General features: G+C 72.3%; 14 protein-coding genes and 2 pseudogenes. 1 reads left to right on the top strand and 15 read right to left on the bottom strand.

The annotated features are described in order from the left end of the window. Positions 1–9: 9 nt before the first annotated feature. From ACZ6TB_RS45930 to ACZ6TB_RS45865, 14 genes and pseudogenes are all read right to left on the bottom strand, one after another. Positions 10–4,014, bottom strand: coding sequence for a trypsin-like peptidase domain-containing protein (locus ACZ6TB_RS45930; RefSeq protein WP_465567254.1), 4,005 nt, complete (start codon positions 4,012–4,014; stop codon positions 10–12). Continuing rightward, entirely contained in the window at positions 3,992–4,321 is a 330-nt protein-coding gene (locus tag ACZ6TB_RS45925; RefSeq protein WP_465567251.1) for a CU044_2847 family protein, read from the bottom strand. Before ACZ6TB_RS45925 ends, ACZ6TB_RS45930 begins: the two co-directional genes overlap by 23 nt. A gap of 69 nt (positions 4,322–4,390) precedes the next feature. Continuing rightward, positions 4,391–5,842, bottom strand: coding sequence for an NADH-quinone oxidoreductase subunit N (locus ACZ6TB_RS45920; RefSeq protein ID WP_465567249.1), 1,452 nt, complete (start codon positions 5,840–5,842; stop codon positions 4,391–4,393). Further along, the gene (locus ACZ6TB_RS45915; RefSeq protein WP_465567246.1) at positions 5,839–7,419 is read right to left on the bottom strand and encodes a complex I subunit 4 family protein; all 1,581 of its coding nucleotides are present in this window, start codon (positions 7,417–7,419) and stop codon (positions 5,839–5,841) included. Before ACZ6TB_RS45915 ends, ACZ6TB_RS45920 begins: the two co-directional genes overlap by 4 nt. Then, complete coding sequence (locus tag ACZ6TB_RS45910) at positions 7,416–9,326, bottom strand: NADH-quinone oxidoreductase subunit 5 family protein (RefSeq protein ID WP_465567244.1); 1,911 nt, start codon at positions 9,324–9,326, stop codon at positions 7,416–7,418. The genes ACZ6TB_RS45915 and ACZ6TB_RS45910 overlap by 4 nt, the downstream gene beginning before the upstream one ends. After that, positions 9,323–9,694: an NADH-quinone oxidoreductase subunit NuoK gene (gene nuoK / locus ACZ6TB_RS45905; protein WP_465567242.1), complete on the bottom strand. Its 372-nt coding sequence runs from the start codon at positions 9,692–9,694 to the stop codon at positions 9,323–9,325. Before nuoK ends, ACZ6TB_RS45910 begins: the two co-directional genes overlap by 4 nt. Positions 9,695–10,149: 455 nt before the next feature. Next, a pseudogene (locus tag ACZ6TB_RS45900) lies at positions 10,150–10,689 on the bottom strand (NADH-quinone oxidoreductase subunit J family protein); the annotation flags it as partial. After that, positions 10,686–11,300, bottom strand: coding sequence for a 4Fe-4S binding protein (locus ACZ6TB_RS45895; protein WP_465567240.1), 615 nt, complete (start codon positions 11,298–11,300; stop codon positions 10,686–10,688). The pseudogene ACZ6TB_RS45900 and the gene ACZ6TB_RS45895, both read right to left, overlap by 4 nt. Positions 11,301–11,423: 123 nt before the next feature. Then, a complete protein-coding gene (locus tag ACZ6TB_RS45890) occupies positions 11,424–12,383 on the bottom strand; it encodes a complex I subunit 1/NuoH family protein (protein WP_465567239.1) in 960 nt (319 codons plus the stop codon). Then, complete coding sequence (locus ACZ6TB_RS45885; protein ID WP_465567236.1) at positions 12,384–13,055, bottom strand: NADH-quinone oxidoreductase subunit C; 672 nt, start codon at positions 13,053–13,055, stop codon at positions 12,384–12,386. It lies immediately after the preceding gene. Positions 13,056–13,106: 51 nt separating this feature from the next. Next, a complete protein-coding gene (locus ACZ6TB_RS45880) occupies positions 13,107–14,405 on the bottom strand; it encodes a DUF2252 domain-containing protein (RefSeq protein ID WP_465567234.1) in 1,299 nt (432 codons plus the stop codon). A gap of 318 nt (positions 14,406–14,723) precedes the next feature. Continuing rightward, positions 14,724–15,212: pseudogene (locus ACZ6TB_RS45875) on the bottom strand (NADH-quinone oxidoreductase subunit B); the annotation flags it as partial. 9 nt (positions 15,213–15,221) lie between these two features. Next, positions 15,222–16,817, bottom strand: a complete 1,596-nt coding sequence (locus ACZ6TB_RS45870) for a pyridoxal phosphate-dependent decarboxylase family protein (RefSeq protein WP_465567232.1) — start codon at positions 16,815–16,817, stop codon at positions 15,222–15,224. Between the two features lie 120 nt (positions 16,818–16,937). After that, complete coding sequence (locus ACZ6TB_RS45865) at positions 16,938–18,266, bottom strand: MFS transporter (RefSeq protein WP_465567229.1); 1,329 nt, start codon at positions 18,264–18,266, stop codon at positions 16,938–16,940. 49 nt (positions 18,267–18,315) lie between these two features. Here ACZ6TB_RS45865 and ACZ6TB_RS45860 point away from each other — a divergent pair, with 49 nt between their 5' ends. Continuing rightward, on the top strand, positions 18,316–19,707 hold the full coding sequence (locus ACZ6TB_RS45860) for a gamma-glutamyltransferase (protein WP_465567227.1): 1,392 nt from the start codon (positions 18,316–18,318) through the stop codon (positions 19,705–19,707). A 250-nt stretch (positions 19,708–19,957) separates the two neighbouring features. On the opposite strand, the gene ACZ6TB_RS45855 is transcribed toward ACZ6TB_RS45860, so the two are convergent. Then, the gene (locus tag ACZ6TB_RS45855; RefSeq protein WP_465567224.1) at positions 19,958–20,890 is read right to left on the bottom strand and encodes an NAD-dependent epimerase/dehydratase family protein; all 933 of its coding nucleotides are present in this window, start codon (positions 20,888–20,890) and stop codon (positions 19,958–19,960) included. Between the last annotated feature and the right edge of the window lie 33 nt (positions 20,891–20,923).

Genomic DNA, 20,923 nt, shown 5'->3' with positions numbered 1-20,923 from the left:
ACTCCGCGGTCACTCCAGGCGGAACAGGCAGATCGCGTGGGCCAGGCCGACGCACAGGACGCCTTCCCCGTCGGCAAAGGCGATCGTCTGCGCCTCGCCCGGGATGTCGAGAATCAGCTCCGCGCCGCCGTCGGGGTCCGATATGCGGACGGTGTTGTCGGCGCCCGCGGAGACGATCACGTCTCGGTCGCCGACGCGGCCCACGGCCACCGCGTTCACCGAGCCGGTGTGGCCGGTGCGGGGTCCGCCGATCGGGGCGCCGGTCACGGCATCCCACAGCCGTACCGAGTCGTCGAAGCTGCCGGAGACGATCATGTCGCGGCCGTCCACGCGGCCCAGCGCCACGTCGTTGATGCTGTTGGTGTGGCCGGCGAGCACTTGCCCGAGAGGAGTGCCCTCGGCGGCGTCCCAGATTCGTACCGTCATGTCGCTGCTGCCGGAAACGATGATGTCGCGGCCGCCCGCGCGGCCCAGCGCCACCGCGGTCACCGAGTCGGCGTGACCGGTGAGGGGCTCACCCACCGGGGCGCCGGTCTGGGCGTCCCAGATGCGGATGGTGTCGTCCCAGCTTCCGGAGACGATGACGTCGCGGTCGCCGATGCTGCCCATCGTCACCGCGATCACCGCATCGGTGTGACCGACCAGGGGCTCGCCGACGGGGCGACCCGTGCCGGCGTCCCAGATGCGCACCGTTTCGTCCCAGCTTCCCGAGACGATGACGTCGCGGTCACCCGCGCGCCCCAGCGCCACCGCGATCACACGATCGGTGTGCCCGGTCAGAGGCTCGCCGATCGGGACGCCGGTCGCCGCGTCCCACACCCGCACCGTGTTGTCCTCGCTGCCGGAAGCGACCACGCCGCGGCCCAGCGCCACCGACTGCACCACATCGCGATGGCCGGCCAGCGGGCTGCCGATCGAGCTACCGGCGCTCTCGCCGGCATCCCACACGCGAACGGTGTTGTCCCAGCTGCCGGAGACGATGATGTCGCGGCCGCCGGCCTGTCCCACCGCGACGGCCGACACCGTGTAGGTGTGGCCGGTGAGCGGCCGGCCGATGGGTGCCCCGGTCGTCGCGTCCCACACACGCACCGTTCGGTCATTCCCGGCGGAGACGACGACGTCGCGTCCCATCGCCACCGCGTACACGAACTCGGCGTGGCCGACGAGCGGTTCGCCGATCGGGGCGCCGGTGCCGGCGTCCCAAAGCCGAACGGTGTTGTCGAAGCTCCCGGAAGCGACGACGTCGCGATCACCGACCCGGGCGATCGCCACGCCCTCGACGGGACTGGTGTGCCCCTCGAGGGGTGGCCCGATGGGTTCGCCCGTGCCGAGGTCCCAGAGACGGACGGTCCGGTCATCGCTGCCGGAGACGACCACCTCGCGTTCGCCGCGACGCCCCACCGCCACCGCGTTCACGGGCTCGCTATGGCCGGTGAGAGGTTTCCCGATCGGGGTGCCGGCGCCGACGTCCCACACGCGCACCGTCAGGTCATCACCGGCCGAGGCGATGACGTCTCGTTCGCCGAGCCGCCCCCATGCCACCGCGTTCACCCCTTTGGTGTGGCCGGCGAGAGGCTCGCCGATCGGGGCGCCGGTACCGGCGTCCCACACGCGGACCGTCTTGTCGTAGCCGGTGGCGACGACGATCTCGCGGTCGCCGCGCCATCCCAGCGCCACCCCGTCGACCGGTCCGGGAACTCCGGCCAGCGGCTGCCCGATCGGATTGCCGGTGCCCGCGTCCCACATGCGCACCGAGCCGTCGATGCCACCCGAGACGACGACATCGCGGTCGCCGACGCGGCCCGTGGCCACCGCCGCGACCCAGCTCGTGTGACCGGTCATCTCGAGGTGCGGCTGACCCAGGGAATGGGCCCAGACGGGTCGGAACGGCTCGGTGCACGCGGCGGCGAGCCGTCGCTGAACACCCCGGAAACCGAGATGGGCGGCGATCAGGGCCAGCAGGCGGGCGCGACGCGCCGGCGGAAGAGAATTCGCGCGTACGGCGACCTGCCGCACCACCAGAGCGACCGGTTCCGACATCGACTCCGGGCTGAGCCGCAGGAGTGACGGCAATCGCGCCAGATCCCCGTGCGCGAGGTACCCGGCGTCGTCGAGCAGGGCCGGCAGCTGTCCGGCGCCGGCCGCATGATCGGCGGCATAGGTGCGGGCGTAACGGCCGGCTTCGGCCCATCCGGCGCCGGTCGATGGGCGCAGCGCGGCCAGGAACGCCCGTTCGTCGCTGGGCCGATGACGGTGGGCGAGAAGCTCGTCGGCGAGAGCCTGATGGAAGAGCCGGGTCACGGGGCCGTCGTCGTCCGGGAGGGTCTGCAGGAGATAGTCCGCCGCCGTGCTCCCGCGCAGGCGATCCAGGTCCGCCATGGTCAACGGGTAGCCCAGCGCCTGGCAGCACGCGAGCCAGGTGCGATCGTCCACACCGGACCCGCGCACGTACGCCAGCGCCACGAGCAAGGCGCGGGTGTTCGACTGTTCCGGCTCGCCGAGGGCGTCCAGATATTTCGACAGCGCCTCGCCGACCCGGCTGGGAATGCTCGTGAGATCGAAGTCCGGGGTCGCGGGATCGAGGACCTGCCGGCTCCGGGACAGCGGCACGGCCGCCATCGCGGCGACCAGATAGTTGCGGTGCGCCCGGTCGCGGATGGCCGACGCGAGCCGATCGCACAGACCGTCGTCCGCGCGGTAGCGACTCCAGGCGGCGCCCGGTGGATTCGGATGCTTGGCATCGTGCTGGGTCAGCACCGCCACGGCGAACTGCCGCAGCCCGGCCGGGTCGAAGAAGCGGTCGATGTCGAGATCCACCAGCGCCGGATCGTCGGCCGAGCCGATGTCCAGGGTGGACAGCAGGGCGTCGGCGCCGTAGCGGTCGCCCACCGACAGCGGCCGGGTGGCCACGGCGACGCGCACGTCGGGCGAGGCGGCGAGGTCGGTGAGCAGGTCCGCCATCTGGCGGCGGTCCTGCGCGCTCGCCGCCTCGTCGAGCGCGTCGACCAGGATCATGACGCGCCCGCCGCCGAGCGCGTCGCCGAGCGTGTCGTCCAGTGCGTCGACGAGCGCGGCGGCCGAGTCCACTTGATCGAGCCCGAGCAGGTCCGCGACGGCGGCGTACAGGTCGGCGGCCACGGCGCCGCGCGCGTGGAACGCCAGTCCCGGACTCGCGCGCCGGGCCTCCAGCTCGAGCGCCACCCGGGCGAGCACCGCGGACTTGCCCGCGCCCGGTTGGCCGGTGATGACGAGCGGCCGTCCCGGCTCCTCCTCCTGGGTCAGCCAGGTCTCCACCGCCCGGAGCGCCGCGCCGCGCCCGCGGAAGAGGTCGCCGCCCAGTGCCCGGCTGCGCTGCCCGCGAGCGCGCCGGGTGAAGTGGCTGCGCGCGTCGGCGCCGGCCATCAGCCACGGGACGGGCAGCGGCGGGGTGCACCGCGGGAGCGCGGTCAGGGGCACGAAGCGATCGAATCGTCCCTCGAGCGAGCCGTGCACCAGGATTCCGACCAGCGCCCCGCTCTGCGCGTCGACGACCGGGCCGCCGCTGTGGCCGGGCAGGGTGCCGGCGTCGCCCTCCCAGTCCAGCTGGAGTGTGCCGTCGGCGGCCGCGCCCGACACGTCGAAATCGCGCCACACGCCACGAAGCGCCCGCTCGCCGCGCGGGAAGCCGAAGACGCTGACCCGATCCGGCAGGCTCCGCGACGGCCACAGCGCCACCGGGGACGGCAGCCACGCCGGCGCTTCGCCCTCGGCGCCTGTTTCGAGGCTCATCTCGAGCAGGCAGAGGTCGACGTCGGGCGGCATCCGCCGCACGTGGACGGGAATCCGGTCGTCCACCGTCGACACGGCGGGAAAGACCAGCTCGGCCGGCTCGCCGGGCGGCACGACATGGGCGGCCGTCAACAGCCGTCGCTCGTCGACAAGAACGGCGGAGCCCACGCGTTTCCCGGCCACGAGGACGGCGGCGGTTCCGGCCGTCACCGCCTGGCGGCCGTTACCGCTCGGGCGATCCGTCATCGCTCGCCTTCCAGCCCAGCGTCACCTTGATCGTGCCCTCGGCCTGGTTCTTGGCGAAGAACCACCAGTTGACCTCGCCGGAGATCTTCAGCCCGAACTCCAATTTCACCTCATCGGGCGTCATCCGTGACCGGAGCGACTGGGCGACCTGACCGGCGGCGTGGGCGACGGACTCGAGCCGGGCCTGCAGCCGGCCGCCGTCGGCGACCTCGGGCTCCCCGCTGTGCAGGGCGACCAGGTCGCTCTCCGCCGATTCGAAGTAGACCTCCGAACCGTCATCCAGAACGAACTTCACGAACTCCGCCACGCCGGCTCCCTCCGTATCACGCTTGTCTCCGCAGACTATTTGCCGCGAGGACGGGCGCGCACCGCCGGATCAGGTGAGGGCGTCGAACAGCAGTTGGGGGGCGAAGCCCAGGACGACCGCCGCGGCGGCCGCCACGATCAGGGCCGCTGCCACCGGGCGGGCCACCGGCAGGCGGGGGTGCGTGGCCGCCTCGAGGAGGTCGGGGTCGACGATCTGGATGCCGGGTTTCGGCGGAGCCGCGTAGAGGATGGCGGTGGCTCGGACGTAATAGGCCAGGCCGATGACGGCGTTCACGGCCACCAAGCCGGCCAGCCAGCCCCAGCCCTTGGCGATCAGGGCGTCGACGACCGTGACCTTGGCGAACAGGCCGGCCAGGCCCGGTGGCAGGCCGGCCAGGCCGGCGAAGGCCAGGACCAGGGCGGCGCCCAGCCACGGGGAACGGCGGCCGGCGCCTCGGTAGGACTGGATGTCGCCGCCGTCGGCCGCTACCGGGCGCAGGGCGACGACCGCGGCGAAGGCGATGAACTCCAGGACCATGAAGAGGACCGCGTAGACGACCGCGGCCCGGACGCCGGAAGCGCCCAGGACCAGGGCGGCCAGGATGTAGCCGGCCTGGGCGATCGACGACCACGCCAGCAGGCGGACCATGCGGGTCTGGCGCAGCGCCACCAGGTTGCCGACCGTCATCGTCAGGACGGCCAGGGCCGCGGTGATCGGGGCGGCGTCGAGGCGGGCGACGATCGCGGCCAGGGCCAGCACGCCGCCGAGCTTCGAGGCCGTCGACAGGTAGGCGGCGATCGGCAGGGGCGAGCCCTCGTACGTCGGCGGGGCCCACGCGTGCAGCGGGACGGCGGCGACCTTGAAGGCGAAGCCGACCACCAGCAGGGCCACGCCGACCTGGGCCAGCACCGCGAGCGGGCCGAAGCCGGCGACCAGGAGGTCGAGGTGGATGACGCCGGTGGCCGCGTAGTTGAGGGCGGCGCCGAGCAGGGCGATCGCCGTCGAGACGACGCTGATCAGGAAGAACGTGATCGAGGCCGAGGCGCCGGCGGTGGAGACCGGCTCGCGCGGGGCGAAGCGGCGCAGGCCGACCAGGATGTAGAGCGGCAGCGTCAGCGTCTCGAGCCCGACGATCAGGGTGATCAGGTCGCCCGAGTAGCCGATCACGACGCCGCCGGTCATCGACGCCGCCAGCAGGAAGCAGAACTCGCCCGCGGGCGCGGCGCCGAGCCGCAGCGACGGGATCGACAGCGCGAGCACGCCGACGGTCAGCGCCGCGAACAGGACCGCGGTGACCACGGCCGTCGGGCTCGGGATCCACGAGCAGTTGCCGGCCGCGCAGAACGTGGGCGGGCGCGACGTGCCGGCGACGATCGCGCCGACCGCCGTGGCCAGTCCGCCCAGGAACAGCGCGCCGAGGACGGCCGGGCGGCGGGCGATCAGCAGGTCGGCCAGCAGCACCAGGATCGCGGAGCCGGAGGCCGCGTAGAGCGGCAGCAGCGTCACGTGGTCGATCGTCATCGGACGACTCCCGTCAGGGCCGCGACCGGGGCGCTGGTGGCGGCCAGCACCAGGGCCGGCACCAGACCGACGGCCAGCGTGAGCAGGACCAGCGGCGCCCAGGCGAACCACTCGGCGCCGGCCAAAGACGGCTGGCTCAGCAGAGGCGGGACGGGCGCGGCCGCCGGGCCGTGCGTCACCTTGCGCAGCAGCCGCAGGAAGTAGGCCGCCGTCAGCGCCCCGCCGATCGCGGCCAGCACCGCGAGCGTCACCCACAGGCCTCCGCCGCGCTCGACCGCCGCCACCACGGCGAACGCCTCGCCCCAGAAGCCGGCCAGCCCGGGCAGGCCGAGCGACGCGATGGCGGCGAAGCCGAGGATGCCGGCCAGGCGCGGCGCGGTCTCCCGCAGGCCGCCGAGGTCGGCCAGGTCGCCGGTGTGGGCCCGGTCCTTGATCGCGCCGGCCAGGAAGAACAGCAGGCCGGTGATGAGCCCGTGCGCCACGTTGCCGATCAGCGCGGCCTGCAGGCCGGTGGCCGTGAGCGTGGCGATGCCGAGCAGCACGAAGCCCATGTGGCCGACGCTCGAATACGCGATCAGGCGCTTGAGCTCGGTCTGCCGCAGACAGATCAGCGCGCCGGCCAGGATCGCGGCCGCGGCCAGGATGCCGAGCACCGGCGCCGCCCAGTGCGCGCCCTCCGGCGCCACGCCGACGCCGACCCGGATCAGGCCGTAGGTGCCCATCTTCAGCAGCACGCCGGCCAGGATCACCGAGCCGACCGTGGGCGCCTGCGTGTGCGCGTCGGGCAGCCAGGTGTGCAGCGGCCAGAGCGGCGCCTTGATCGCGAACGCGACCGCGAACAGGCCGAACGCCCAATACTGCGTGCTCTTCGACAGCCCCACGCCGCCCGACAGCGTGACCAGGTCGCCGGTGCCCGCCTTGGTCGCCACGGTGAAGACGCCGAGCAGGAGCAGCACCGACCCGAACAGCGTGTACAGCACGAACTTGCGGGCCGCCCGGCGCCGGTCCTCACCACCCCAGCCGGCGATCACCGCGTACATCGGGAGCAGCACGACCTCGAAGAACAGGAAGAACAACACCAGGTCGAGCGCGAGGAAGGTGCCGAGGATGCCGGCTTCCAGGACCAGGAGCAGGGCCAGGAGGGTACGCGCGGAGCCGACTGGGCCGTTGCCGGCGCCTGGTCCTCCGGACGGCGCGGAGAACCCGGGCGAGGGGGTGGGGACCTTCCATATCGTGTACGCGCAGCAGAGCAGCGTGAGCAGGCCGGTCAGCGCGACGAGCGGGTAGGAGACGCCGTCCACGCCCAGGTGGAAGTCGAGATGCAGGGCCGGCACCCAGGACACGTCGAGCTCGGCCCACGGCTGCACCGGCGCCGGGGAGCCGTCGATCCGGTCGACGAACAAGACCTTGCCGTGCGCGAACGGCAGCACCACGATCGGGATCAGGGTGGCCGCCGCGAAGGCGGTGGCGGTCAGCCGGGCCGGTCGGTCGAGGCGGGCCGGGAGCAGGGCGAGCACGCCCGCGCCCACGGCCGGCAGCGCGAGGGCCGCGACCAGCATCACCTGGTAGAGGATCATGGGGCGGCTCCGAACCAGAGGACCAGCACCAGGGCGCCGCCGAGGACCAGGGCCGCGGCCCAGGGCAGGGCGATGCGGTGGGCGGCGGCGAGCAGGTTGCCGAGCCGGGTCGTGGTGGTGCCGGCGCCCTCGACGGTGGCGTCGACCACCCCGACGTCGGCGGCGGTGACCAGGCCGGCGAGGGCGCGCACCGGGCGGACCACGAGACGCTGCTGCACGTCGTCGAGGCGGAAGCCGGCGGCCAGGAACGGCCGGGCCGGGCCGAGGGCGGCCGCCGGGTCGGCGCCCGGCGCCTCGCGCCACAGCCACCACGCGGCGCCGGCGCCGAGGACGAGCAGCACCATGGGGAGCACGATGGCGACGCTCAGGTGCGGCTCCTCCAGCTCGAGCGCGGTGCGGAACCCGGGGGCGTACGCCGCCAGGCCGAGCAGCGCGGCCGGGATCGCCAGCAGCATGATCGGCCAGCGCATCAGGGCGGGCGGGTCGTGCGGCGACCGCGGGGGCGTGTAGCGGGCGTCGTCGAAGCCGACCTCCCAGTCGGGGCCGTCCGGTCCGTGCTCCCGGGAGACGCCGAAGAACGCGCAGAGCAGCAGGCGCATCGAGTACCACGCGGTGATCGCGACCGCGAACAGCGCCGTCAGCCACACCACCCAGCCGACCCAGACCGGGGCCGGGCCGCCGCCGTCGGTGGCGTGGGCGGCCGCGGTCAGGATGTTCTCCTTCGACCAGAAGCCGGCGAGCGGGGGCACGCCGGCGAGCGCGCCGAGGCCGATCACGAACGACCAGAAGGTCACCGGCATGTGCTCGCGCAGGCCGCCCATGCGGGACAGATAGTTGGTGCCGACCGCGTGGATCACCGCGCCGGCCGCGAGGAACAGCAGCGCCTTGAACGCGGCGTGGGTGAGCAGGTGGAACAGCGCGGCCGCGGGCGAGCCGACGGCCAGCGCGCCGGTCATGTAGCCGATCTGGCTCACGGTGGACCAGGCGAGCACCCGCTTCATGTCGTCCTGGGCGGTCGCGCTCAGCGCGCCGAGCAGGATCGTGATCGAGGCGATCACGCCCAGGACGGCGAGCGCGGCCGGGGACTGCTCGTAGAGCGGGTACATCCGGAAGACCACGTAGACACCGGCGGCGACCATGGTGGCCGCGTGGATCAGCGCGGAGATCGGGGTCGGGCCGGCCATCGCATCGGGAAGCCAGGTGTGCAGCGGGAACTGGGCGCTCTTGCCGGCCACCCCGGCCAGCAACAGCAGCAGCGCCGCGGTGAGCGTGCCGGTCGAGTAGTCGTGGGCGAGCACCACGCTGATCCGGGACGTGCCGGCGTCGACGACCAGCAGCGCGATGCCGAGCAGGAAGCCGACGTCGCCGACCCGGGTCACCAGGAACGCCTTGACCGCGGCGGCGGGCGCCTCGGGCAGCCGGCGGTCGTGGCCGATCAGCAGGTACGAGCAGGCGCCCATGACCTCCCAGCCGACCAGCATGCCGATCAGGTCACCGGAGGTGACGACCAGCAGCATCGCGCCGGTGAACAGGCTGACCTGGGCGGCGTAGGGCGGGTAGCGCGGGTCGTCGTGCAGGTAGGCCACCGAGTAGATCTGCACGAACAGCGCGACCACGCCGACCGCGAGCGCGATGTAGAGGGCCGCCACGCCGGCCGAGAAACCGAGCGTGACGTCGATGCCGCCGAAGCTCACCCAGTGTGCGCTCGACACGATCGGCTTGGTCGCGGTCAGCAACAGCAGCAGCGTCACCAGGAGTGAGACCGCCGCGCCGGCGATGCCGAGGGCGGCGGCCACGCGTCGCGGCGTGTGGTGCCCCTCGTCGTCGCCGGGGCGCAGCAGGAGGCCGCCGAGCCCGAGCGCCAGCGGCACGCCCGGGACGAGCGCGCCGAACGTCCCGGCGCTCACCCGGCCACCCGCTCGTGGTCGTGCTCGTGCAGCGCCACCTCGTCGAGGACGACGGCGCGGCGCAGCCGGTAGTACTGCAGGACGATGGCGAGGCCGACACCCACCTCGGCGGCGGCCAGCACGATTACGAACAGCGCGAAGATCGCCCCGGCCCGCGGCTCGGGGACCGGGTGCGCCCAGGCCTCGGGCTGCACGCCGGAGAGGGTGGCCTTCACCGTGGAGTCGGCCGCCACCAGGATCAGGTTGACCGCGTTGAGCATGAGCTCGACGGCCATCAGCACGAGGATCGCGTTGCGCCGGCGGAGGACGCCGTAGACGCCGAGCCCGAAGAGCAGGGCGGCGATGACGTACGGAATGACGGCGTGCATCACTGCTCCTCCCCTTCTTGCTTCCCGTGCGGCAGGGCCTTCCGCCCCGGCGGGAGCATCTTGCTCTCGTCGACGAGGAAGCTTTCCCCCTCTATGACACCGGCGTCGTCTTCGCGGTTGGCCTCGGGCCCAAGATTTTCGCCGACTTTCGGGCGGGCCTCGTGGGCGCCGAAAATGATGTCGCGAGCCCGGTCCCGCTGCGGGTCGGGCGCCTCGCCGGGCTCGGCCCCGATCGTCGCGGCGGCCTTGCTCCCGGCTGCGGCCCTGCTACCGGCCGCGACCTTGCCCTCGGCCGCAACCTTGCCCTCGGCCGCAACCTTGCCCTCGGCCGCAACCTTGCCCTCGGCCGCGACCTTGTCGGCGTGCGCCTGCCGGACCCGGGCCTGCGCGGCGGTCTGGCGGGCGGCGATGCGTTCGAGGCGGGCGACCACCGCGGCCGACTCGTCGGACGGGCCGGGCGTCGGGCCGGCCGCATCGCCGGCCGCGTCGGGGTCGGGGCGGGCGCCGAGGTCGGGGCGGGACAGCACGATCGCGCCGACCAGGGCGGCCAGCAGCAGGATCGAGAGCACCTCGAAGGGCAGCACCCAGGCGCCGAAGACCTGCTCGCCGACCCGCTGGGCGGTGCCGGTCTCGGGCAGCTCGTAGCGGGTCCAGCGGAACGCGTCGGCCAGCAGCGCGGTGAGTCCGAAGCCGACACCCGCGCCGATCAGGGCGGCCGGGAGGGCGGGACGGTCGAGATCGCGGGACGGGCCGATCGGCGCGCGGGTCAGCATCACGGCGAAGAGCAGGAGCACGACGACCGCGCCCACGTAGACCAGCACCTGCACCCAGGCCACGAACTCGGCGCCGAGCACCAGGTAGAGGCCGGCGATCGCGCCCAGGCTCACGACCAGGTAGAACCCGGCACGGACGAGATGGGTGCTGGTGACCACGAGCGCGCCGGCGCCGACCGCGATCACGCCGAGTGCCAGCATGAGCGCGTCCGCCACGGTCACCGCGGTTGCTCCGGGTCCGCCGCTTCGCTGCCGGGCCCGTGCAGGGCTTCGGGACTGCCCGCCTCGGGTTCGCCCGGTTTTGGTGCAGCCGGGTTCGGCGGCTCCGCGGTCGGGGTGGCCGCTCGGCGTACGTTAACCTTCGCCGTTTTCGCCGCCCCCGGACCCGCGGCCTTCCGCGTGGCTGTCGCCTCCTCCTTCGAGGGTTCGCCGAGCACGTCGTGAGCCGGCGGCGGAGGCACCGTGCGCATCCAGTCGCCCAGCCGGTTCTTGTCGTGCAGCAGATCGAGCACGTCCGTCTCGGCGTATTCGAACTCGGGCGTCCAGTGCAGCGCGTCGAACGGGCAGACCTCGATGCAGATGCCGCAGTACATGCAGAGGGAGAAGTCGATGTCGAAGCGGTCGAGCACGTTGCGCTGACGGGCCCGCGCGGCGCCGGGGACGATGACCTCTTCCTTGTGCGAGTCGATGTAGATGCACCAGTCGGGGCACTCGCGCGCGCAGAGCATGCAGACGGTGCAGTTCTCCTCGAGCAGGGCGATCACGCCGCGGCTGCGCGGGGGAAGCTCGGGCTCGACGTCGGGATATTGCCTCGTCGTCGACCGTTTGGTCATCGTCTTGAGCGTGACGGCAAGCCCTTGCACCAGCCCCTTGCCAGGCGTGCCCCGCTCCCCGTCGTCACTCACAAACGCATATCCTGCCCCGTCGGTCGCCGCCGCGCGAGCACACCCCCCGGGTTACATCGCGAGCTTGACCCCGGCGGTGAGGATCAGTTGCGCCAGGGCCAGCGGCACCAGGACCAGCCAGCACAGACGCTGAAGTTGGTCTTCGCGCAGGCGGGGGTACGTGACGCGCAGCCAGATGATCACAAATGACAGCGCGAAGATCTTCACGAGCGTCCACAGCCAGCCGAGCTGATCTGCGAAGGGACCATGCCAGCCACCGAGGAACAGGACCGTGGTGAGCGCGGCGATCACGACGATGCCGACGTACTCGGCGAGCAGGAAGAACGCGAATCGCAGGCCGGTGTACTCGGTCATGTAGCCGAAGACCAGCTCGGAGTCGGCGATCGGCATGTCGAACGGCGGGCGGCGGATCTCGGCCAGGCCGGCCACGAAGAAGATGATCGCGGCGGGCGCCTGCCAGGCCAGCCACCAGGGCTTCCAGGCCTCGACGATGCCGGGGAGGCTGAGGGTTCCGGCGGCCATCGCGACGCTCGCCGCGGCCAGGACCAGCGGGAGCTCGTAGCCGAGCAGCTGGGCGGCGCCGCGCAGGCCACCGAGGAGGCTGTATTTGTTGGCGCTCGCCCACGCCGACATGAGCACGGCCAGCACGCCGACGCCGAGAACGGCGAGAACGAAGAACAAGCCGATGTCCAAGGGCTGGGCGACGAGGCTTCCGGGTCCGAGCGGGATGGCCAGGAGGACGAGGAGGTACGGGAACAGAGCGACGAGTGGTGCGAGACGGAACACGCCCCGATCGGCGTCCTTCGGGGTGATGTCCTCCTTCTGCACGAACTTCACGCCATCGGCGACCAGCTGGGCCCAGCCGTGGTAGGCGCCCGCGTACATCGGACCGAGGCGGCCCTGCATGTGCGCCATGACCTTGTGTTCGGTCTGGCCGACGAGGAGCGGGAGCACGAGGAAGCCGACGACGACCGCGACGACGCGGATGGTCAGCTCTAGCCAGAGGGGCACTTAGTCGTCCTCCGCCTCGTTCTTTTGGTCGTTCTCTTGCTCGGCCTTTTGCTCGGCCTTTTGCTCGGCCGCTCTCTTTGCCTGCGGGCCCCATTCGGCGGGGTCGGGCACGCCGGGCGGGCGCATGGGGGCGCGCTTGGCGGTGCCGTGCTCGGACTCGCCGGGCTCCTTGGCGCCGGGCCATGCCTTGGCGACGCGGGCGGCGAGCACGAACTCCTTGCGCAGCGGGTGGCCCTCGAAGCCGGGCGGAAGGAGCAGGGGCTTGAGGTCGGGATGCCGGGCGAAGGTGATCCCGAACATCTCGTACGTCTCCCGCTCGTGCCACGCGGCGCCCGGGAAGAGCTCGACCACCGACTCGACGACCGGCTCGTCGCGCGGGACCCGGGTGCGGATCAGCAGCGAGTGCTTGCGGCGGGTCGCGTAGAGGTGGCAGACCACCGAGAAGCCCTCGTCGAGCTCGTCGACCGCGGAGAGCCAGTCGAAGTAGTCGCACCCGAGGGCGCCGTTGTGCTTGGCGGTGCCGATCGCCTCCCACCAGCGGGCGACCGGCACGTCGACGACGGCGCGCTCGTGGCCCGGCCCGCCGCCGGACACGCTCGCGGTGACCGTGACGTCCTCCGCCTCGGTCTCCATGAGAGCCACCATGCGCTCGCCGACCTCTTCGGGAGTCATGGCAGCATCCTATGGTCTCGGCGTCGCGTAGAGGCCGGGCAGGCCGTTTGCTCAGAGTCCCGGCAGTCTTCCGTTGCGGAAGAGGTCGACGAAGTCCTGGTGGTCCTCGCGCGCCTGGTCGCCGTAGCGGTGGGCGAAGTCGACCAGGTGCTGCACGAAGCCGGCCTCGTCCTTGTCGACCGCCGCGACGATGGCCTCCTCGGTCGAGAAGTCGACCAGGTCGTGGCTGGACTCGTCGTCGGCGACCGAGTGCATGCGGGCGACGGCCCGGCCGAGGTCGGTGATGACGCCGTTGAGCTCGTCGGGCTCGTTGACGTCGGACCAGTCGAGGTCGGCGGCGTAGGGCGAGACCTCGGCGACGAGCTGACCGACCCCGTTGAGCACCGTGTAGCCCAGCCACGGGTCGGCGTGCGCCTGGAGGGCCCGCTGCGACTCGGCGGTGCGGTGCCCCTGGTGCAGGAAGTAGGACCGCACCCGCTCGTCGTCGATCCACCGGGCGACGGCCGGCACCTGGGCCTGCTTCATGTAGATGATGACGTCGTTCTCCAGCGCCTGGGTGTGACCCTCGAGCAGCAGGTTGTACGACGGAAGGCCGGCCGACCCGATGCCGACGCCCTTGCGCAGCTTGACGTCCTTGATGTTGGCGGCCGTCTTCGTCACCTCGGGCAGCGTGCCCAGGTACTGCTCGAACGCCTCCCCGACGCTCGCCGCGGTGGCCTCGTCGACCTCGTAGACCCCGTCCAGCAGCGAGAACCGCCGCTCGTAGTCGTCGATCGTGGTCTGCCCCGCGAGCAGGTCGACCCGCGTGTTGAGGCGAGCCTCCTGCAACACCCGGCGCAGCACACCGTCCGCGTTCTCCAGCGTGATCGACCCGATGGCGTCGTCCCCACCGGTGGCGATGGCCCGCAGCTCGGTCAGATAGGAGCGCGCAAACGCGGTGACCAGCGCCGAGATGTTCTCGTCCGAGAGCGCCTTCTGATACCCGATGAGCGCGACACTGGCGGCGAACCGCTTGAGATCCCAGGAGAACGGGCCGACGTACGCCTCGTCGAAGTCATTGACGTTGAACACCAGCACGCCCGACGAGTTCATGTAGGTGCCGAAGTTCTCGGCGTGCAGGTCCCCGTGGATCCACACCCGGCTGGTCCGCTCGTCGAGAAAGCTGTCGTCCCGGTAGGCCCCGGCCTGGTCGGCGTAGAAGAGCGAGGCGCTACCCCGGTAGAACGCGAACGGCGAGGCCGCCATCTTCCGGAACTTCCGCCGGAACGCCGCCGGGTCGAGCGCCATCAGCTCGCCGAATTCCCTGGTCAGAACGTCGATGATGAAATCCGCGCGAGGCTGTTCGGTCATAACGCGAGGTTAGTCGGCGGTCGCCACGGGTGGGGTGACCATCGGGGCGGTCAAAGAGGAAGCGTCGCGCCAGAAGGGTGCGCCGGTTGCGCTCGCCCGCGCTCTTGTCACGCCTGGATCCGCGTCGTCTGCGCTCGCGTTTGTGACGGTCGCGTCTGCCCCGGGCTCCGCGCTGCTCGGGCCGCCGGTGCTGTTCGCCCCAGCGCTGTTCGCCCCAGCGCTGCTCGGGCCGCCGGCGCTGTTCGCCCCAGCGCTGCTCGGGCCGCCGGCGCTGTTCGCCCCGCCGGCGCTGTTCGCCCCGCCGGCGCCGTTGACGGTCAGCGGGTCGGGGCGGCTCACGCCGCCCGGGCCGGCCTGCTCGGCGGCGATTTTCTCCTGAAGCCGCAGGATGCCGTGCAGCAACGCCTCGGGCCGCGGCGGGCAGCCCGGCACGTAGACGTCGACCGGGATGAGCTGGTCGACCCCCTTGGTGACCGAGTAGGAGTCCCAGTAGGGCCCGCCACAGTTCGAGCACGAGCCGAACGAGATCACGTACTTCGGCTCGGGCATCTGGTCGTAGAGCCGCTTGATCGCCGGCGCCATCTTGTCGGTGACCGTGCCCGAGACCACCATCAGGTCGGCTTGGCGCGGCCCGTGCGCGAACGGGATGACCCCGAGCCGCATGAAGTCGTGCCGGCTCATGCTGGACGCGATGAACTCGATCGCGCAGCACGCCAGCCCGAAGTTGAAAACCCAGAGCGAATAGCGCCTCCCCCAGTTCAGAACGAACCGGATGGGCTCCCCGAGCACTCCTGGCAGACCGGCCACGACGTCAACCTACTCCGTGACCGGCGCCGCACCCGGCCCGGGCGCTTGCGCCACCCCCGCGGGCCGCTGCAGCAAACTGAGGAACCCGGTGAGCAACGCTTCCCGCAACCCCGCCGGCGCGATGTTGAGCAGCGAGTTGACCATGGCCATCCGGGTGAAGTCTCCCCCGCCGAGCCCCAGCCCCTCGGCCAGCCCGGCCACCAGCTCCGGCGTGATCATCTCCGGCGTCATCGCCCCCGCGGCCGCCACCAGCTCGTCGGGCAACCGAACCGGCCCGTGCGCCCGAGCCGCCGCGACCGCCGCACCGAGATCGCCACCGAACTCGTGCGCGGTAGCGCTCACCGCCGCCGTCACCGTGAGATGGATGGTCGCCGGAATCTTCCCGAACGCCATCTGCGGCTGCGTATGCCACCCCCGCGCGGCGAGCTCATCGGCCAGCACGAACAGATCAACCGGTTCCCGTACGCCGCCGTCCCGCCCCGGATCGTCCGATGCCCGAACCTCCGCCGCCCGAACCTCCGCCGCCCCGTCCTCCGCCGCCCCGTCCTCCGCCGCCCCGTCCTCCGCCGCCCGGTCCTCCGCTGCCAGACAGACCACGGTCGTCTCCGGCGGGGCGAACAGGCGCACCCCGTCGGTCTCGGTCACCGCCGCCGCCAGAACCGTCACGGCGTCGCGGGTGCGCTCGGCCAGCTCGAGGTAGCCCGCGTCGCCGATCGAGCGCAGCGTGGCCACCGCGGCGGCGATCGGGCCGCCCGACCGGGTGGACGAGATGACCGGGTTGATCATCGTGTAGCCGGGCCAGCCGGCGTAGGCGAAATACTGCGGGAGCCGCAGCGACTCGTCGCGGTGCAGCAGGACCGAGACACCCTTCGGCGCGTACGCGTATTTGTGCAGGTCGACCGAGATGCTGGTGACCCCCGGAACGCTCAGGTCGAAGTCGGGCAACGCCGCGCCGAGGCGCCGGAGATAGGGCAGCACCCACCCGCCGAAACAGGCGTCCACGTGGAACCGGACGCCGCGCTCGGCCGCGATGGCGGCGAGCTCGGGGATGGGGTCGACGACGCCGTGCGCATAGGACGGGGCGGAGGCGGCCACGAGCACGGTGTCGGGCGTGATGGCGGCGGCCGTGGCGGCCGGATCGGCCCGCAGGTCGGCGCCGACGGGCACGACGTCGAGGGCGACCCGCAGATAGTGGGCGGCCTTGGCGAAGGCCGCGTGCCCGGTGGACGGGATCACCAATCGCGGGGCGGCCAGGTCGGGCCGGCTGTCGCGGGCGGCCTTCACCGCGAGGATCAGGGACTCGGTGCCGCCGCTGGTGACGCTGCCGACCGTCTCGGGACCGCCGCCCAGGAGCTTGGCCGCCGCGCCGACCAAGGCGTTTTCCATCGCGAGCAGCGACGGGAACGCGGTCGGGTCGAGGCCGTTGACGTGGGCGGAGACGGCGTGCGCGGCCCGGGCCAGCTCGTCGAGCCCGTCGAGCGCGGGATCGTAGACGTAGGCGAACAGGCGGCCCCCGTGCGTGGGCAGGTCGGCCCGGCGGAGCTCACGGAGCTCGTCGAGGACCTGCTCACCGGGGACGCCCTTGTCGGGCAGCGCTTCGAACATGCGACGACGCTATCGGACCGCGCCGGCTGCGGGCAGCTGCCGAAGGTCGAGGAACCATCGACCAAAGTCGGCTACCGCCCCTCGTCGCGCCGGGTGTCTGATGGCCGGGCAGCGCCACCGTCACCGGGAAACGTCGCGGTAGGCGCCGAGGAGAAGGACGGCGGCGCCGACCAGCAGGGCCGGCACCACCGTGAAGCCGAGCAGCACGCCCAGACGGGCGGTGTCGTCCTGCGCCGCCGCCTCGCCGGTCGACGACGAGACATAACCGAAGACTTGGAGGATCAATGCGTAGATGCCAGGGCCGAGGGCCAGACCGAGGGTCTCCCCCGCCGTCCAGACCCCCGTGAAGACGCCGGCCTGGCGACGGCCGGTCCGCTCGGTGTCGTAGGCGATGCAGTCCGGCAGCATCGCCATGGCGAACACCTGCTGGCCCGCGTAGCCACAGCCGATGAGCGCCACCAGCAGATAGATGGCGGCCGGCGGCAGGGCCGGGGCGGCGAGCAGCGCCAGCGCGCCGGCCGCGAAGAGCAAGGAGGCGGCGGTCAGCGAGCGCGGCTTGCCGAAGCGGGCGCCGACCCGGCTCCACAGCGGCATGACGAGAAGGGCGGGACCGACGAAGGCGGCGAAGAGGAACGTGGCGCCGGAGTCGGCGTGCACGACGTGGTCGGCGAAGTACTGGACGCCGGCGAGCATCGTGCCGATGCCGACGGCCTGGATGACCCAGCAGAGGAGGAGGGCGCGGAAGGGGCGGTTGGCGGCGGCGACCCGTAGCTGGGTGCGCAGGTCGGGCTCGGTTTCGCCGGCGGAGTGGGTTTCGGCTTTTCGGGTACCGAAGTAGACACCGAGCGTGCCCACGGCGATGAGCACGCCGACGAACACTCCGGACCACCGGTGACCGCCGATTCCGCCGCCGGTCTGGTCGACGACGAGCGGTGCGAGTGCGCCGGAGATCAGGATCGCCAGTGCCAGCACCGCGACCCGCCAAGTCATCAGGCGGGTGCGCTCGTCGTATCCGTCGGTCAGCTCGGCGGGCATGGCGACGTATGGGACTTGGAAGAAGGCGTACGCGGTCGCGGCCGTGAGGAAGGCGATCGCCACGTAGGCGCCCGCCCCGACGCCGCTGCGGAACGGGCCCGCGAAGATCGCGGCGAACAGGACAGCGAGGAGGAGACCGGCGATGAGCAGGAACGGCCGGCGGTCGCCGCGGCGGTCGGATATGCGGCCGGCGAGGGGATTGACCAGGACGTCCCAGGCCTTAGGCAGCAAGACCAGCAATCCCGCCACACCTGCCGCAACACCTAACGTATCGGTCAGATAAGGCAGCAGCAGCAAACCGGGCACGGTGCCGAACGCGCCCGTGACCAGCGAACCCAGCGAGTATCCAGCCAGCACTCGGCGTGGCAACACGCCGGCCTGGCGTACTTCCGGAGAGGGACCGGCGGTCGTCATGGACGCGCATGCTAACCACGATCATGCCCCTACGCCTACGCTTCGCCGCATGAAAAGCGTTGCGGCCGGGGTCGCCGCCAGCCATCCGGCCACCGCGGAGGCCGGCCTGCGGGTGTTGCGGGACGGCGGCACGGCGGCCGACGCGGCGGTGGCCGCGGTTCTCGCCTGCTGCGTCGCCGAGACCATCTTCACGGGGCTGGGCGGTGGCGGGTTCGCCACGTACTTTGAGGCGGCCACCGGCAAGGTCACGTGCCTCGACTTCTTCGTGTCGGTGCCGGGGATCGACGGCGACCGCGAGCCGGGTCCGATGATCTCGGTGGACGTGTTCTTCGGCGGGCTGCCGCAGGTGTATTCGATCGGCGGGGCGAGCGTGGCGGTTCCGGGAGTGCCGGCCGGCTGCGGCGAGGTGCACCGGCGCTGGGGGCGGCTGCCGTGGGCCGACGTGGTGGCGCCGGCGGCGGCGATGGCCAAGACCGGGGTGCCGATCCCCGACGCGCACGCCCGCACGCTGGACGCCTGCGCGCCGGCGCTGGCCTGGGGCGAGGGCGCCGCGGTCTACACGCCGCACGGGCGGCGGTTGGTGGACGGCGACATTCTGTTCCATCCGGGGCTGGCGACGGCGCTCGACGCGCTGGCCGTGGTCGGGCCGTCGATCTTCTACACCGGCGACTTCGCCCCGATCCTGGTCGACGCGGTGCGCGACGCCGGCGGGTCGCTGGGGCCGCGGGATCTGGCGGCGTACGAGGTGGTGGAGACGCACGTCGACCGGGCCAAGCTGGGCGGGTACGAGGTGCGGGCGCGGCACGACCTCAACCGGGTGGTCGACACGATCGGCGCGCTGCCCGCCGACCTGTCGCGGCCCGGGCGTGCGGTCGGCGTGGCCGATGCCCTGCGCGACCGTGGGCGGCAGAAGATCGGTGACACCACGAACGTTTCGGTGGTGGACGGCGAAGGCAACGCCTGCGTGATCACGACGACGCTGGGGCTGGGCTCCGGGGTCTGGCTGCCCGGGCTCGGCATCAACCTCAACTCGATGCTCGGCGAGGGTGAGCTGATCACGGACGACCTCGCGCCGGGGAAGCGGATGTCCTCCAACATGTGCCCGCTCGTGGTGATCGATCCGGACGGCCGGCTCGCGGTCGCGGCGGGCTCGGCGGGGGCGTCGCGCATCCGCACCGCCTTGATCGACACCCTGCTCGGCGTGCTGGTCGACGACGTCGACATGGAGACGGCGATCGCTCGCCCGCGGTTCCACGTCGTCGACGACACGGTGCATGTCGAGCCCGGCTACCCGAGGGACGAGCTGGCCGCGCTGGCCGATGCGGGTTGGCAGATCAACCAGTGGTCCGGGCTCAACCATTACTTCGGCGGAGCGAACGCCGTCGGCCAGGCCGGCGCGGCGGGCGACCCGCGCCGGGCGGGAGTGGGCCTGCTGCTCTGAGGGCCACCGGCACCGAGGCCGGCCGAGGGGATACCGGGGGACGGAAGCCCGCAACACACGAGCGGGCCCGGCGCCGTAGCGCCGGGCCGCTGGCTCGTCTGTGGGTGGGGAGTGGCTCTGCGCGCTGGGCGGGGCCGATCAGGGCGGGCCGATCTGGGCGGGCCGAGCTGGGCGGGCCGATCTGGGCGGGCCGATCTGGGCGGCCCGATCTGGGCGGCGCGTATCGGTGAGCAGAGCTATGCGAGGGCGATCAGCTCATGCGGCGGGCCATCGTGGACTGGGCCTCGGCCTCCGTCTCGCGCAGCGGGACCTCCAGGGCGGTGGGCTCCAGGCCGAAAGTGTCCTCGGTCAGGCGGCTGTCGAGGTGGAACGGGGCGTAGAACTGGTAGTCCATCTCGGCCATCTCACGGGCCATGGGGACGGCCAGGCCGGCGGTCCGCATGACGAAGCGGGGCAGCTGGCGGATCTTCACCGGCGGCTGGCCGGTCAGGTCCGTATAGCGGTGGGCCAGCTCGCGGATCGTGATGGCGGGCAGGGTGGGCGCGTGCCAGGCCTTGCCGTAGGCGCGGTCGTCGCGGGCCAGTTTGACCATCGTGCGGGCCATGTCGCCGGTGTAGGTGAAGCTGTGCGGCAGGTCGGGGTTGCCGGGGGCCCAGGCGGTGCGGCCCTTGGCGATCGCGGGCAGGAGCATCGAGGAGAAGATGCCCACGGCGCCGGCCCCGACGTAGTCGGCGCCCCGGACCTCTACCGTGCGGACGCCGCTGTTCAGGGCGTCGCGCCACATCTTGACGCGGACCTTGCCCTTGCGGCCGACGGCGGCCATCGGGGTGTTCTCGTTCAAGCGGCCGCCGGGCTGAGGGCCGTACACGTAGAGGTTTCCGGTGATCACGTAGACCGCGTCGGTGGCCTTGGCGGCCGCGATCATCGCGTCGTTCATGGGATACCAGAGCTTCTCCCACTCGGTGTACTTCGGGTTCGCGCAGTTGAACACCGTCTCGGCGCCGGCGGCGATCTCGGTCAGGCGGCGAGCGTCGGACGCGTCGGCGGCGATGCGCTCGATCCGCGGGTGGGACGGGCCGCCACCACTGCGCGTGACCATCCGAACCGCGGAACCCTGGTCGGCCAGGATCTGCGCGACCGCGCTGCCGACGGGACCGGAACCGATGATGACGTGAGTCGACATTGCTGTTCTCCTTTGTGAGCACCGCTCTCTGTT

It is taken from the genome of Actinoplanes sp. NPDC051537, assembly GCF_055586105.1.
This window is presented reverse-complemented; position numbering and strand designations above follow the sequence as displayed.

What these genes read in the sequence shown, in the direction of transcription:
- ACZ6TB_RS45930 (WP_465567254.1), bottom strand. Translation starts at nt 4,014, where the DNA reads ATGACGGATCGCCCGAGCGGTAACGGCCGCCAGGCGGTGACGGCCGGA.
- ACZ6TB_RS45920 (WP_465567249.1), bottom strand. Translation starts at nt 5,842, where the DNA reads ATGACGATCGACCACGTGACGCTGCTGCCGCTCTACGCGGCCTCCGGC.
- ACZ6TB_RS45915 (WP_465567246.1), bottom strand. Translation starts at nt 7,419, where the DNA reads ATGATCCTCTACCAGGTGATGCTGGTCGCGGCCCTCGCGCTGCCGGCC.
- nuoK (WP_465567242.1), bottom strand. Translation starts at nt 9,694, where the DNA reads ATGCACGCCGTCATTCCGTACGTCATCGCCGCCCTGCTCTTCGGGCTC.
- ACZ6TB_RS45895 (WP_465567240.1), bottom strand. Translation starts at nt 11,300, where the DNA reads ATGACCAAACGGTCGACGACGAGGCAATATCCCGACGTCGAGCCCGAG.
- ACZ6TB_RS45885 (WP_465567236.1), bottom strand. Translation starts at nt 13,055, where the DNA reads ATGACTCCCGAAGAGGTCGGCGAGCGCATGGTGGCTCTCATGGAGACC.
- ACZ6TB_RS45880 (WP_465567234.1), bottom strand. Translation starts at nt 14,405, where the DNA reads ATGACCGAACAGCCTCGCGCGGATTTCATCATCGACGTTCTGACCAGG.
- ACZ6TB_RS45870 (WP_465567232.1), bottom strand. Translation starts at nt 16,817, where the DNA reads ATGTTCGAAGCGCTGCCCGACAAGGGCGTCCCCGGTGAGCAGGTCCTC.
- ACZ6TB_RS45865 (WP_465567229.1), bottom strand. Translation starts at nt 18,266, where the DNA reads ATGACGACCGCCGGTCCCTCTCCGGAAGTACGCCAGGCCGGCGTGTTG.
- ACZ6TB_RS45860 (WP_465567227.1), top strand. Translation starts at nt 18,316, where the DNA reads ATGAAAAGCGTTGCGGCCGGGGTCGCCGCCAGCCATCCGGCCACCGCG.
- ACZ6TB_RS45855 (WP_465567224.1), bottom strand. Translation starts at nt 20,890, where the DNA reads ATGTCGACTCACGTCATCATCGGTTCCGGTCCCGTCGGCAGCGCGGTC.